Origin of the sequence: Pseudoalteromonas sp. KAN5, assembly GCF_022846535.1 — a bacterium.
Lineage (GTDB): Bacteria > Pseudomonadota > Gammaproteobacteria > Enterobacterales > Alteromonadaceae > Pseudoalteromonas > Pseudoalteromonas haloplanktis.
This window is the reverse complement of sequence record NZ_AP025589.1, coordinates 870,981-883,774: the sequence shown is the minus strand read 5'-3', so window position 1 is coordinate 883,774 and position 12,794 is coordinate 870,981. Positions and strand designations below refer to the sequence as shown.

The window sequence follows — 12,794 nt, the reverse complement described above, 5'->3', positions numbered from 1 at the left end:
ATATATCTTATAACCCATTCTACATAAAATTAATGCATTGCGTAATAATCAATTAGTCTCTCAAGTGCGTTATCTATGCTATTTATGACTAAAGCTAGTTTTGTTCGCTCGCGACTTCTTCATATTTAGTTGACCAAGCGTTGAGTAGCGCTTTCACTAGAGAAGCGAGTGGGATGGCAAAAAACACCCCCCAAAATCCCCATAAACCACCAAAAAACAATACTGCGACAATAATAAACACTGGATTTAAATCAACCGCTTCAGAAAACAGTAACGGCACTAATACATTGCCATCTAGCGCCTGAATAACGCCATAAATAATTAATATCGTCCAAAATTGTGTTTCTAAACCAAACTGAAATAGTGCTACAGCTGCAACCGGAATAGTCACTAAAGCCGCGCCCACAAACGGGATGAGCACCGATAAGCCAACCAATACACCTAATAACGCGGCATAGCGTAAATCAAAAATAGTGAACGCGATAAACGAGACAGCACCAACAATCAAAATTTCAAACACTTTGCCACGAATATAATTCATGATCTGCTGGTTCATTTCGTGCCACACCTGCAATATTAATCGACGCTGTTTTGGTATCAGTTTTTCAGCACTGCCGATCAATTCAAGCTTATCTTTGAGCATAAAGAACACTAGTAGGGGCACCAAAATTAGGTAAATAAGCCAAGCCACGACATCTTTTAATGACGTTAAAGACACCGATAACAGCACTTGACCAAATTCAATGGCTTTAGTTTCGACACTTGTGACCACTGACTGTACTTGCTCTGCACTAATTAAACTGGGGTACTGCTCAGGTAAATGCAATAAGAAAGACTTTCCTTGCTCTATCATGTGTGGCGTTTCTTGTACTAGGTTACTAGCTTGCTGCCAAAGAACAGGCCCCATCCCAATAACTAAAGTCAACATTAAACCTGAAAAAATCAACATCACGATAATAGTGGCAGTAAAACGATGCAAGCCAAGCCGCTCTATGTGCGCTACTGGCCAATCAAGTAGATAGGCAATGACCAATGCAATTAATACCGGTACGATAAACGCACCAAAGAAATAAAACATTGCCATTAGCGCCAGTAGTAAAAATAATAACGTCACAGAATGTGGATCTGAAAACTTCCTTTCATACCACGTTTTTACATATTCAAACACGATTTAGCTCCACGATTAACAACCCATGTTGTTGCTCTAATTGGTAAAGGTAATGATTTTTTTGCAAAAAACGTTCAATATCTCGAGTCGATTGATGCGCCAAAAAAGTGAACTTAATAGCTTGCTCAGTTTTGACCGCTTCGCGTAATGCTAACTTAAATTGTATAAATTGCTGTGGGCATGTAAATCCTCGCAAATCTTGTTCTAGCATAACTAATTATCTACTCTATAAAAATGAATAATAAGTCTCATATCAGCGGTGTTGATAACAAATGTAACTTTTTCTTAAAACACGCATCGCAATAGTTTATCCTTATAACATAATTTGTAGTAAGGATAAGTTAATGTCTGGTACGCATAATAAAGCGCAACTACCCAGTAATCCAACGCTTAAAGAAATTAACTGGTATAAAAAACAAATAAATTGGGGCGAACTCCCGCCTTTCTATCACTTGGTGGCCTCATCTGTTAGTGAGTCAGAGGGGATATTAGAGCATGGTTTTGATAATGCAGTGAAAAGAATCATTGATAAACGTAATTGGAACCTCGATCTATTAGACGGACATGAAGACACTTTTGGAGAAATTCACTGTGTTAATAAACCACGGATTGCGTTACATCAAGTATTCACAGACAGAGGCTTCGAATTGTGGGCTCTACCCTACGCTAAAGACGCCACAATAGATACTTACGTAAAAGATAACCGATTCATGGAGTTTAAAGAGTGGGATCCGGTTTCAATGAAAAGCTTGATCCGCATTAATCAATTACATAAATTTATTGGCTTTTACTTTGAGCGTGGGGATAAAGCAGATAAGGCGCTTATTTTACACGCACATAAAGTTGTGCATAAAATCATTAGTTTTTTACAAAGAGAATTGAACGTTGTAAAGCTAGATGGGGTCACAATCAAAGAGTTATATCAATTATGCGAACGAGACAGCAGAGCATGCAGTGACGAAATTGACATTGCAAAACTGATGCTCGGTGAAAACCAAAACAAGGAATAAAATGCAGCTTAAATCAGCCTTTATTACATTATTCAGTACACTTTTAACATTTAGTGTGCTGGTAAGTGAGCCATTAAAGGCGCAATCCAGTTTTACACTACCTGATCTTGGTACTTCAGCATTACAAGCCTTACCTCTTGAAAAAGAACAAGCGATTGGTAAAGTGATGATGATGCAAATTCGTGGCTCTTCGCCAGTCATTAACGACCCAGTGCTTGATGAATACTTAACCACACTTGGCCGAAAACTGGTGGCCAGTGCCAATGATGTACGTTTTCCATTTTCATTTTTTTGGATCAACAACCCTGAAATAAATGCATTTGCTTTTTATGGTGGGCATGTAGGTGTACACACAGGCTTAATTGCACAATCGGATAATGAGAGCCAATTTGCTTCGGTATTAGGGCACGAAATAGCTCACGTAACACAGCGCCACCTTGCACGCCGCTTGCAACAGCAGCAAGATAACAGCGCAATGACAATCGCTGGGATGATTGCTGGTATTTTAGCGACTGTGGTATCACCCGATGCGGGGATTGCAATTATTTCAGCAAGTCAAACACAAAGTGCATTTAGCCAATTAACTCACAGTCGCTCTGCGGAGCAAGAAGCTGATCGTATTGGTATGCAAACGCTCAATAACGCAGGGTTTGACCCCTACGCTTCGAGTGAGTTTTTAACTAAACTTGCAGCGCAAATTCGTTACAAATATAAACCACCGGCATTTTTACTGACTCACCCATTGCCAGAGAGCCGAGTTTCAGATGTTCGTTTGCGCGCGCAACAATTTGAAAAACGACAACTTCCAGATAGCTTGGATTTTAATCTTGCCAAAAGTCGAGTGGTTGCTCGTTATCACCATAAACCCGAAGCGGCAGAAAACTTATTCAGAAAACTCATTCGTGAAAACAGTTTCTATAATACAACGGCACTTAACTATGGTTTAGGTATTAGTTTATTGGATCAAAAAAAGCTTGATGAAGCCGCTTCAATTTTAGACAAGCTTTTAACGTCTGATCCTAAAAATTTATTTTATATTGATACACATACCGATTTATTGATCGCACAAAATAAAGCCGATGAAGCAGTAAAGTTTTTAGCTACATTGCATGACAATCGTCCCAACAATCAAGTCATTACATTAAACTACGCAAATGCCGCCATAGAAGCTAAACAATATGATCTTGCAGTGACTATTTTAAAGTCATTTTTGCTGGAAAAGCCTGAGCATAATTTAGGCATGCAATTATTAACGGATGCTTACAAAAAGCAAGAAAACTTAGCTGCTTACCACGAGTCGAATGCTGAAGTATTAGCGCAATATGGCGCCTATTTAAAAGCCGCTGACGAAGTTCAAAAAGCACTTAATTTTGTCGAACCGCAAGAACTAATTAAACAACAGCGCCTCAAAGCACTGCTAACTCAATACCGACAAATGCAAAAAGAGCTCGCGAGACTTTAAGTCTCGCGCTGCTTGCCCTAAAATAGCCCTACTTTATCTAATTGGATTGTTACTATGTCTGTTACTATTTTTCATAATCCACGTTGCTCAAAATCACGTGAAACTTTGGCCCTACTTGAACAAAAATCGATTCAACCAGATATCATCGAATATTTAAAAACACCACTTAGCACTGAGCAGATCAGTACTTTAGTGCAGCAGTTAGGGTTTTCATCAGCACGTGAATTAATGCGTACCAAAGAAGATATCTACAAAGAACTAGACCTTAAAAATGAGCATGATGAAAGTGCTTTAATCGCCGCAATGCAAGCTCACCCTAAGCTAATTGAGCGCCCAATTGTCATTAACGACAATAAAGCAGCATTGGGCCGTCCACCTGAAAACGTCCTAAGCGTACTTTAATGAGCACGACTATCGTTGTTTTGTATCACTCAAGTCATGGCTCAGTTGCCGCCATGGCTCATGAGATAGCAGAATCAGTTGAATATCAAGGTGCCACGGCACTGCTGCGTACTTTTGAAAAAAGAGAACCTCACGATATCGTGATCAGTAAAGATGATTTGATTCAATGTGATGGTTTAGCATTTGGCACCCCTACGCGGTTTGGTATGATGGCCGCCCAAGCAAAAGCATTTTGGGAAACCACCAGCGATATCTGGCTTAAAGGGCAGTTAATCGATAAACCTGCGTGTGTGTTTTCATCTTCAAGCAGTATGCATGGCGGAAACGAAGCAACCTTGCTTAACCTGTCATTACCCCTGTTACATCATGGCATGATGTTACTAGGTGTACCTTACGAAGTGCCTGAATTACTTGCAACACAAACCGGTGGGACTCCGTATGGTGCAAGCCATGTAGCGGGTTCACAAAATAGTGCTCAATTGAGTAAAGACGAAATAAAAATTTGTCAAAGCGTTGGTCAACGCCTAGTTAAAATCACGAGAAAATTACAATGACAACCCGCAGCGATGTAACTCCACAACTAACGCCGAAAAAAGCCATCACAGTTCGCTTCCAGCGTATTGCTATTATCGGCTATGTTGGCCTATTACTGCTTATGCCACTTTGGTTATTTTTAATTGCTCCTAGAGAGGGCCACAGTAACGGCTTTATTTTTACTGTGTATATTTTACCGTTATTACTACCACTAAAAGGCATAATTCAAGATAAGCCCTACACCTACGCATGGGCTAATTTCATCGTTATGTTCTACTTTATTCATGGTTTTACACTACTATGGGTCGCACAAGATCAATTGCTATGGGTATTATTAGAGTTATTATTTGCCAGTATGATGTTTATTGGTTGCACATATTATGCGCGCCATCGCGGCCAAGAACTAGGACTGAAAATTCGTAAATTAAAAGATGAATTAGCACAAGAAAAAGCAGAGCAAGAATACGATAGAAAAAATCGTTAACCCGATATATATAACAAAAAACGCGCCAATTGGCGCGTTTTTTATATAAAATATGAACTACACAACCTCACTCAATGTTGCAAGTGCAACGATGCTCGCTAAGCCTAGTTGCGCGATTAAGCTAAAAAATGAAAAACAGCGTAATACAAACAAGCCCCATGGGTGCTTTAAATGAGGGTATAATGCGCAGCGTTTTAAACTCATTGCAAAAAAGAAACAGACGATTGCCAACATAGTTAAGCACAGCGTCAACTCACTTTTGATTGCTATCGAATCATCAAAAAAGAAAAACAGCTGCAATGGTAATAACAGTGTCACTATCGCATGTAAACCATGAACTTTCTTAATTCGTGAAAACTGCCCTTCTGGCGATAATTCCTTGATGCCAAAGTCTCGTTCGAGACACTTAACTAATTGAGTAGCTTTAACACTCACGGCTAAACGATAGCAACTTAACCCATCACTATTACGCGCTCGAAAATCATACCCCGACTTCAATAACAGTACCATCAGCGGTTCATTTTTTGCTAATACAGCATAATGTAAAGCACTGTTACCAAGCACATCACGTTGTTTTTTATCTTGCTTATCTAAAAGGGTCTGTACTAAATTAACAAAGCCTTTTTCAACTGCCCACATGAAAGCCGTTTTACCATTGTCATCCGCAAGCGTTCCTGTTGCTCCTTGCTCTATAAACCGCATAGCCATTGTTTGCTTAGCCGTTTTAACACTTAAGTGTGCCAGCAATGCTTGTTCTAGTAACACCACAGAGTCAACTTCAGGCGATACTTGGGTCAGCAAGGTAAAATAATCTTTACCGCTGGCCACTTTTTGCGCAGCTAAATCACTAAGCGTACTTACATCATCAATTGCATCTGGAATAAAGCTGCTTAACCGCTCTCTAAAATCAACTTCTTTCCATAAAGCCAATGCATCTTCTGCCGTCATTTTACTGCCCGCATTAAGTACATGCTCAATCACTGTAAAATAGCGTTTTGAAAATAACTGAGACAGTAATGTGATCGGTGTTTTTATCGTTGTTTGCGCAGCAACACCCGCATATTTTTCAAGACGTTGACACAGTAATAACACGAGGCCTTCGGGGCTGTAATCGTTGTCAAAATAGTAGTTTTTTGCTGCTAAAATATATTGCTGAGCCGCTTCATCATACTCACAAATATGTTGAAAAAAACACTCTTCAAATGGCTCGAGGGGAGTTAACCAGGTTAGGTAATAAATAGGCGGTAATACAGTGGTACATACACCGTCATCTTCTTCTGTCGAGCGACATGCAGGCCATGCTTCTAAAGCGTCTAAAATGAATGCACCGTTTTGCTCAATAAGTCCTTTGACTAGTAACGGGTATTCTTTCGGCCAAATAAGTACATTTTCCATTAAAAAAACACAACTCCAGTGTCTGTCTTGCTCGGTACAAAGGTCAGTTGATAAGTTTAACAACTAAAAACTGACACTGCGCTTAATATAATTATATGTGCTCTGCTAATTAAAAATGCAAGAGGTTACATTGGCGTTTATTCTAGCATACCCAAAACCACACGCTATAGACAAACAATGTGATTTTAAAAGAAAATAACAAAGCGGCACGGTGTTTTCACAGCGTGCCGCTTTTGGTTGGAGACGTACTTAAAAAGATTACTTACTATTAAGTTCAGCTATAACTTGATCAAGCCCAACCTCTGAAATTCGTTGGATCACTTCTTTTTGTTTTGCACTAAGTAATGAGATACCCTCAGCAACAATGTCGTACACTTTCCAGCTGCCATCTTTGCCTTGACGAAGCTTAAAATGTAGGTCAATGGTGGGCGCATTATCATCAATGATTTGTGTCTTTACCGTGGCAAAATCACCTGCTGTTGTGTCACTGCTTTCTTCAAACTTGATTTCTTGACCAGTATATTTCATTAACGCACTTGCATATGTTGTGGTTAAGTAATGCTCTACCGCACTGATGAATGCAGTCGCTTGTTCACGCTCAATCCCTTTTATATGCTTACCTAACAACTTATAAGACACAAATTTAATATCAATGTTAGGCATTAAATACTGTTCAACAATCTGCGCCATGTCATTTTTACTTGCACTACCTTGACTGTTTATTTTGCCAATTTCGCTAAACAGCTGATCACCTACTTGGGTGAGCAACTGGTGTGGTGACGGTTGAGACTGCGCGAACAGTGAAGCACTAAAAAAAAGTGAAACAACTAAAAAAAAACGGCTAAATAAAGTCATTGTTGAAAATTCCTAAGTAAATCTTATAGGGTAATTTACGCTGTCTATAAGAGATTAAAAAGACACAAAATGGCACCTTATTAATGCCAATCTGGCACCAATAGATTTAATCTTTTTATTTCATCTTGTTAGCTAAACTCTTGCATAAATGCACAGAGTCTGTGAATTTATGCTACTTGAATTAACATTCTTCTCGCCCTTACTTTGTAAATATCATTCACACCATAAGAGCTTTATTAATGTTGCTTAAGAAACTCACCTTAGTAGTTTTAGTCTTAACTTTCATGTCCAGTGGTTTATCCTATGCCAGCGATTCCATGCTTTCGCCTCACGGTTATGCGATTGATTACATTCAGGGTGAAGGTGATGTGAAAGGAATAAAATTAGCATATCAGTATCATCCTGAGCCCCTACAATCACTGTTTAAGAATACTCATATTTACTTAGAATCAAGTATTAACTTTTGGCAATATGGTACTGAAAATAATCATCAGACCAATACCGTGCTCGCTTTGTCGCCTGTATTTCAATACCCAATCGGGTCAGTGGCAGGTATCCCTCTTTTTTTGAAGCAGGAATTGGGGTTTCATTAATTAATGACACTCATTTTGCTGGCAAAGACGTAAGTACCCACTACCAATTTGAAGACCGCCTCGGCTTTGTGGCTGACTTTGGAAAAACCAAAGCCGCACTACGTTATTTACATTATTCAAATGCAGGCTTTAAAAGTCCAAACCCCGGGCTTGATTTTATTTCTCTGTCGTTAGCAAGGCGTTTTTAATTCCAATCGTGTTAAGTTACTGACCATTTATAGCGACAGATAAATGGAGTGATAACAAGGCATAAATTTTGACATGTAGTTGTTCTACACGAAAAATTTATAACGCAGTTAGCGCTTTATTTAGCCCGCTAGAATGGTTAAATATTTAAGTCGATTGGTATAAGGTGCATAATATCGGCTAAACTAGCTAAAAATTAATTTATCACTACACGTTATGCAGATTTGGCAAGTCCTGATTATTATAGTTGTGCTCGCAGTTATTATCGGCAATATCATGCTATTAAAGCACTCAGCAAAAATTGGCTTTAAAATCCCGGATAAAAAAGCAGACACCAAACAGCAAAAAAAGCCCTAACCGAGTAGGGCCTTGCTCGTAGAGGATGCTCTTTAACCTATTTTAGTTCAGCTCTGAGCTCTTTAGCTGCTTTAACCATGTTATCGAGCGCTTGTCGCGTCTCTTCCCAGCCACGAGTTTTCAAACCACAGTCTGGATTAACCCATAAGCGTTCAACCGGTATTTTTCGCGCCGCTTTGTGGATCAGGGTTTTTATCCACTGGATGTCTGGCACATTTGGCGTATGAATATCATATACCCCAGGGCCGATATCATTTGGATATGCAAACCCCTCAAATGCGTCAAGTAATTCCATGTTTGAGCGTGACGTTTCTATGGTGATCACATCAGCATCCATATTTGCAATCGCTGCAATGATGTCGTTAAACTCGGCGTAGCACATGTGGGTATGAATTTGCGTTTCATCTTTTACGCCGCTGGCCGACACTCTAAATGCATACGCAGCCCACTCTAAATAGGCTTGCCACTGGCTTACTTTTAGCGGCATGCCCTCACGAAATGCTGGTTCATCAATTTGAATAATTTTGATACCCGCATTTTGTAAGTCAAGCACTTCATCTCGCAGTGCAAGTGCAATTTGCTTGGCAATGGTTGCTTTATCTAAGTCATCTCGGATGAATGACCAAAATAATAAAGTCACAGGACCTGTTAGCATGCCTTTCATTTTCTTGTCTGTTAGGGATTGTGCATAGTGAATCCATTCAATCGTCATTGGTTTTTCACGGGACACATCGCCCCAAATTACTGGAGGTTTCACACAGCGAGTACCGTAGCTCTGCACCCAGCCAAATTGAGTAAAAGCAAAACCTTCAAGAAGCTCACCAAAATATTCAACCATATCGTTACGCTCAGCTTCTCCATGGACTAACACATCAAGGTCAAGCGCTTCTTGCTCTTTAACTGCGTAGCGAATTTCTGCTGCCATTTGCAATTGGTATTGTAAAGTTGATAACTTACCAGCTTTAAAATCACGACGGGCTTGGCGAATAGTGTGTGTTTGTGCAAATGAGCCAATCGTTGTGGTAGGTAATAATGGTAAGTTAAGTGCCGCGCGTTGCTTAGCGATACGTTGAGTAAATGCGCTATTACGCTGACCATCTGCTACCATTAATGCACTGACACGTTGTTGTACAGTAAGGTTATTCACACTTTTTGATGTCAAACGCGCTTTTATCGGCGCGCAATAACTTTGCAACGCACTGATATCATGACTGATTAGTGTGGCTTTTAATAATGCCAGCTCTTGTCCTTTTTGCTTAGCAAATGCAAGCCACGCACGTAACTCATTATCTAGTTCTTGTTCTTGCTCTAAATCCACAGGGGTATGTAACAACGAGCATGATGGTGCAAGCCATAAGTTATCGCCTCGCTTTGCGGCAATGTTTTTGACCTTCGCATAAGTAGTCTCTAAATCAGTGCGCCAAATATTACGCCCATCGACGACGCCAAGTGACAGCACTTGCGCTGAACTAAGCAGTGAGTCGAGTTTTAGCATATCAACATCACTAGTAACACAATCAAAGTGCACGCCCTCAACAGTAACACAATCAAAGTGCACGCCCTCAACGGGGTAACTCGCAATATCGGTATAATAATCACTCACCGAATCAAAATAGCTGGCAAGTAGTAATTTTACACCTTGCCCTGCTAATGCACTGCAACTTACTTTTAGTGCATCTCGATACTCTTGCGTGAGCTCAAGAGTCAAAATAGGTTCATCAATTTGCACCCATTCAACCCCTTGCACGGCAAGTTTAGCCAATACTTGTTGATAAACAGGCAGTAGCTTTTCGAGTAGACTTAATTTATCAAACTCTTGACCTGCACATTTAGCCAAATAAAGATAAGTAACTGGGCCGACTAACACCGCTTTCGCTTGATGGCCTAATTTTTGTGCTTGTTCCACCTGCTCAAATAATTCACTCCACGTTAACTGAAATTGCTGATCGCAGCTAAGCTCTGGCACAATATAATGATAGTTAGTGTTAAACCACTTAGTCATTTCGCTTGCTGCACACGCGCAGCCAGTAGGTGCACGGCCCCGACCAATACGAAATAAAGTATCCAGATCGACGCTACCACATGCTTTTCTATGACGCTCAGGGATCGCACCCACTAACAAACTAGTTGCCAAGACATGGTCGTACCAAGCAAAGTCACCAACAGGTAATAGCTCAACCCCCGCACTGGCTTGCAGTGCCCAATTTTCTTCACGAATAGTCTCACCTTGCGCTAGTAGCTGCGTTTGAGTGATATTCCCCGCCCAATAGGATTCAACTGCAAATTTCAGTTCGCGTTTTTTACCTACGCGTGGAAAACCCAAGTTATGTAATCGTGCCATGTGATGCCATCTCCATTTAGCTGTTTAGATGGCTAAAATTTACGCTCGTGATTATGATCAGACAACTGATGCTTTCTCAGTTTCAACTTGAGGTAAATTCATGAAAATAATTTTAAAAATATCTAATAACACAATGACAACGCTGTCAATTTTAGTGCTATAGTAAAGTTGTAAAATTTACGTAAAACAAGTGAGATTATTTAGCCATCTAGACGTTGAAGCATCTTCAATAAAAGCGTACTATGTCTGTAATCTGAGTTAGACTCACTTTTACCATGAGAATTATTAAAGATGATTGATGTAAAACATTTAAAGACCATCGCAACCTTGAAAGAAACCGGTTCTTTGGTGAATACTGCGCGGGAATTATTTTTGACTCAATCAGCTTTATCTCATCAAATCAAAGATTTAGAGAATAAGCTTGATTGCCAACTGTTTGAGCGTAAAACACAACCCGTACGTTTTACTCCCCAGGGTATGCTGTTGCTAGAGCTTGCAAACGAAGTATTGCCTCGCGTTGAAGCAACTAAGTGCCGTTTGAAAGAAAGCCTTAACCAACCCATTTCACAATTACGCCTAAGTGTAGAATGCCACGCCTGCTTTCATTGGTTGCTACCGACGATTAAAGAGTTCAATAACTTTTGGCCAGATATTAAAGTGGATTACGAACGCGGCTTTAGTTATGACGCTATACCCGACCTGCTCAACGATGAACTGGATTTAGTATTAACCTCAGATATTCGTGAGCCAGATAAACTTGAGTACGCACATTTATTTGATTTTAAACTTAAGCTAATTGTTGCGCCTGATCATGAACTGGCAAAAAAAGCCTATGTCACGGCGCTTGATCTAAAAAACGAAACCATTATTTCGTACCCTATTCCTCGTGAACGTCAGGATATATTTAAGCATTTCATTCAAAATGCACGTTTTGACGGTACATTAAAAACGGTTGATCAAGGCTTATTAATTTTTCAGCTGGTGAGTGCTGGAATGGGGGTCGCAGCATTACCTGATTGGTTAGTCACACCTTACGAAAGCCAAGGGCTGATAAAATCGATTCCGCTGGGAGCACTTGGGTTAACTCGCCCTATGTACTTAGCAATGAAGAAAAATATGAAAGATAACCCAGTCTATCGTCACTTTTTAAATACTTGTAAGTTAAATAACGGTCGATAAAATAACAGTTACGCAGTAGCATACAAAAAATCCTTTTATGTGTGCTACTGTAATGTTTGAATTAAAAAAAATCCTCGGCGCAATGCTCATGCCGTTACCTTTTTTGGGCATGCTGTGCTTTATTGCTTTGATTATCGCTTTGCGCACCAATAAGTTCAGCGCGTATATTGGTATCATTGCAATCAGCTGTTTATTGCTTATCAGCACCCCTTTTATTGGCCAAAAAATAATAGATCCGGCCACACAATTAAAATACACCTTTCCCTCAAGTAAGCAGCCAATACTCGATAAAATTGTAGTGCTTGGTTGTGATGTAAACCCCAACCCACAGCTGAATGCTAATAGTCAACTCGGCAATTGTGCTAAAAGCCGCTTAATTGAAGGCTTGCGACTAGCTAACATCTATCCTAATGCGCAACTTATTGTTTCAGGCGGAGGCTATGGGAAAGTCACAAATAGTAGCTTGATGCAACAAACAGCTATTAGCTTAGGCATTGCAGCTGCGCGTATAAAACAAAACCCCGCAGCGATGGATACCGCCGACGAAGCAAAACTGTTAGCTCCAACACTTGTTGATTTTAAAGTGGCACTGGTCACCTCAGCCAGCCACATGGCCCGGGCAACTGACTTATTTAATGCCCAAGGCGTTGATGTGATCCCAGCCGCGACGGATTTTTACGACTTCTCAGCCTGGCCTAGCCACAAACAATACATTCCTAATGTAGAAGTGTTAAAGGCTGTTACTAGTTATTGGCATGAAGTGCTAGGAAGTACGTGGATAAGCATGCGCCGTTGGATTGACCCAGAGGCGCTATAAATCAAGCTCAG

General features: G+C 40.2%; 13 protein-coding genes and 1 pseudogene. 9 read left to right on the top strand and 5 right to left on the bottom strand.

The annotated features are described in order from the left end of the window. Positions 1-94 precede the first annotated feature (94 nt). On the bottom strand, positions 95-1,168 hold the full coding sequence (locus tag KAN5_RS03860) for an AI-2E family transporter (protein WP_244390532.1): 1,074 nt from the start codon (positions 1,166-1,168) through the stop codon (positions 95-97). Next, entirely contained in the window at positions 1,161-1,379 is a 219-nt protein-coding gene (locus KAN5_RS03855; protein ID WP_016707513.1) for a sulfurtransferase TusA family protein, read from the bottom strand. Before KAN5_RS03855 ends, KAN5_RS03860 begins: the two co-directional genes overlap by 8 nt. A gap of 133 nt (positions 1,380-1,512) precedes the next feature. Here KAN5_RS03855 and KAN5_RS03850 point away from each other — a divergent pair, with 133 nt between their 5' ends. From KAN5_RS03850 to KAN5_RS03830, 5 genes are read left to right on the top strand one after another with little or no spacing between them, the layout of a single operon-like run. Next, positions 1,513-2,178, top strand: coding sequence for a hypothetical protein (locus KAN5_RS03850; RefSeq protein ID WP_016707514.1), 666 nt, complete (start codon positions 1,513-1,515; stop codon positions 2,176-2,178). Between the two features lies 1 nt (position 2,179). Further along, positions 2,180-3,640, top strand: a complete 1,461-nt coding sequence (locus tag KAN5_RS03845; protein WP_016707515.1) for a M48 family metalloprotease — start codon at positions 2,180-2,182, stop codon at positions 3,638-3,640. A gap of 54 nt (positions 3,641-3,694) precedes the next feature. Then, on the top strand, positions 3,695-4,042 hold the full coding sequence (gene arsC / locus KAN5_RS03840; RefSeq protein ID WP_016707516.1) for an arsenate reductase (glutaredoxin): 348 nt from the start codon (positions 3,695-3,697) through the stop codon (positions 4,040-4,042). Next, positions 4,042-4,596, top strand: a complete 555-nt coding sequence (gene wrbA / locus KAN5_RS03835; RefSeq protein ID WP_016707517.1) for an NAD(P)H:quinone oxidoreductase — start codon at positions 4,042-4,044, stop codon at positions 4,594-4,596. Before arsC ends, wrbA begins: the two co-directional genes overlap by 1 nt. Then, positions 4,593-5,060 (top strand): DUF2069 domain-containing protein, encoded by a 468-nt coding sequence (locus tag KAN5_RS03830; RefSeq protein WP_016707518.1) that lies wholly within the window; start codon positions 4,593-4,595, stop codon positions 5,058-5,060. The genes wrbA and KAN5_RS03830 overlap by 4 nt, the downstream gene beginning before the upstream one ends. 57 nt (positions 5,061-5,117) lie before the next feature. On the opposite strand, the gene KAN5_RS03825 is transcribed toward KAN5_RS03830, so the two are convergent. Further along, the gene (locus tag KAN5_RS03825) at positions 5,118-6,455 is read right to left on the bottom strand and encodes an ankyrin repeat domain-containing protein (RefSeq protein WP_016707519.1); all 1,338 of its coding nucleotides are present in this window, start codon (positions 6,453-6,455) and stop codon (positions 5,118-5,120) included. A gap of 258 nt (positions 6,456-6,713) precedes the next feature. Further along, positions 6,714-7,310, bottom strand: a complete 597-nt coding sequence (locus tag KAN5_RS03820) for an ABC transporter substrate-binding protein (protein ID WP_016707520.1) — start codon at positions 7,308-7,310, stop codon at positions 6,714-6,716. Between the two features lie 239 nt (positions 7,311-7,549). On the opposite strand from KAN5_RS03820, the pseudogene KAN5_RS03815 reads away from it, so the two are divergent. Continuing rightward, positions 7,550-8,091, top strand: a pseudogene (locus KAN5_RS03815) (acyloxyacyl hydrolase). Between the two features lie 214 nt (positions 8,092-8,305). Further along, positions 8,306-8,446, top strand: a complete 141-nt coding sequence (locus KAN5_RS17525) for a DUF2897 family protein (protein ID WP_016707522.1) — start codon at positions 8,306-8,308, stop codon at positions 8,444-8,446. A 37-nt stretch (positions 8,447-8,483) separates the two neighbouring features. On the opposite strand, the gene metE is transcribed toward KAN5_RS17525, so the two are convergent. Beyond that, the gene (gene metE, locus KAN5_RS03805) at positions 8,484-10,787 is read right to left on the bottom strand and encodes a 5-methyltetrahydropteroyltriglutamate--homocysteine S-methyltransferase (RefSeq protein ID WP_244390531.1); all 2,304 of its coding nucleotides are present in this window, start codon (positions 10,785-10,787) and stop codon (positions 8,484-8,486) included. A 291-nt stretch (positions 10,788-11,078) separates the two neighbouring features. Here metE and KAN5_RS03800 point away from each other — a divergent pair, with 291 nt between their 5' ends. Together KAN5_RS03800 and KAN5_RS03795 are read left to right on the top strand one after the other, a co-directional pair. Next, entirely contained in the window at positions 11,079-11,966 is an 888-nt protein-coding gene (locus tag KAN5_RS03800) for a LysR substrate-binding domain-containing protein (protein ID WP_016707524.1), read from the top strand. 52 nt (positions 11,967-12,018) lie between these two features. Continuing rightward, on the top strand, positions 12,019-12,783 hold the full coding sequence (locus KAN5_RS03795) for an ElyC/SanA/YdcF family protein (RefSeq protein WP_244390530.1): 765 nt from the start codon (positions 12,019-12,021) through the stop codon (positions 12,781-12,783). Positions 12,784-12,794: the final 11 nt, after the last annotated feature.

Bases quoted from the DNA above. Each gene is read 5' to 3' on its own strand.
- KAN5_RS03820 (WP_016707520.1), bottom strand. From the start codon at position 7,310: ATGACTTTATTTAGCCGTTTTTTTTTAGTTGTTTCACTTTTTTTTAGT.
- KAN5_RS03850 (WP_016707514.1), top strand. From the start codon at position 1,513: ATGTCTGGTACGCATAATAAAGCGCAACTACCCAGTAATCCAACGCTT.
- KAN5_RS03845 (WP_016707515.1), top strand. From the start codon at position 2,180: ATGCAGCTTAAATCAGCCTTTATTACATTATTCAGTACACTTTTAACA.
- KAN5_RS03795 (WP_244390530.1), top strand. From the start codon at position 12,019: ATGTTTGAATTAAAAAAAATCCTCGGCGCAATGCTCATGCCGTTACCT.
- KAN5_RS03855 (WP_016707513.1), bottom strand. From the start codon at position 1,379: ATGCTAGAACAAGATTTGCGAGGATTTACATGCCCACAGCAATTTATA.
- KAN5_RS03825 (WP_016707519.1), bottom strand. From the start codon at position 6,455: ATGGAAAATGTACTTATTTGGCCGAAAGAATACCCGTTACTAGTCAAA.
- KAN5_RS03800 (WP_016707524.1), top strand. From the start codon at position 11,079: ATGATTGATGTAAAACATTTAAAGACCATCGCAACCTTGAAAGAAACC.
- KAN5_RS17525 (WP_016707522.1), top strand. From the start codon at position 8,306: ATGCAGATTTGGCAAGTCCTGATTATTATAGTTGTGCTCGCAGTTATT.
- metE (WP_244390531.1), bottom strand. From the start codon at position 10,787: ATGGCACGATTACATAACTTGGGTTTTCCACGCGTAGGTAAAAAACGC.
- arsC (WP_016707516.1), top strand. From the start codon at position 3,695: ATGTCTGTTACTATTTTTCATAATCCACGTTGCTCAAAATCACGTGAA.
- wrbA (WP_016707517.1), top strand. From the start codon at position 4,042: ATGAGCACGACTATCGTTGTTTTGTATCACTCAAGTCATGGCTCAGTT.
- KAN5_RS03830 (WP_016707518.1), top strand. From the start codon at position 4,593: ATGACAACCCGCAGCGATGTAACTCCACAACTAACGCCGAAAAAAGCC.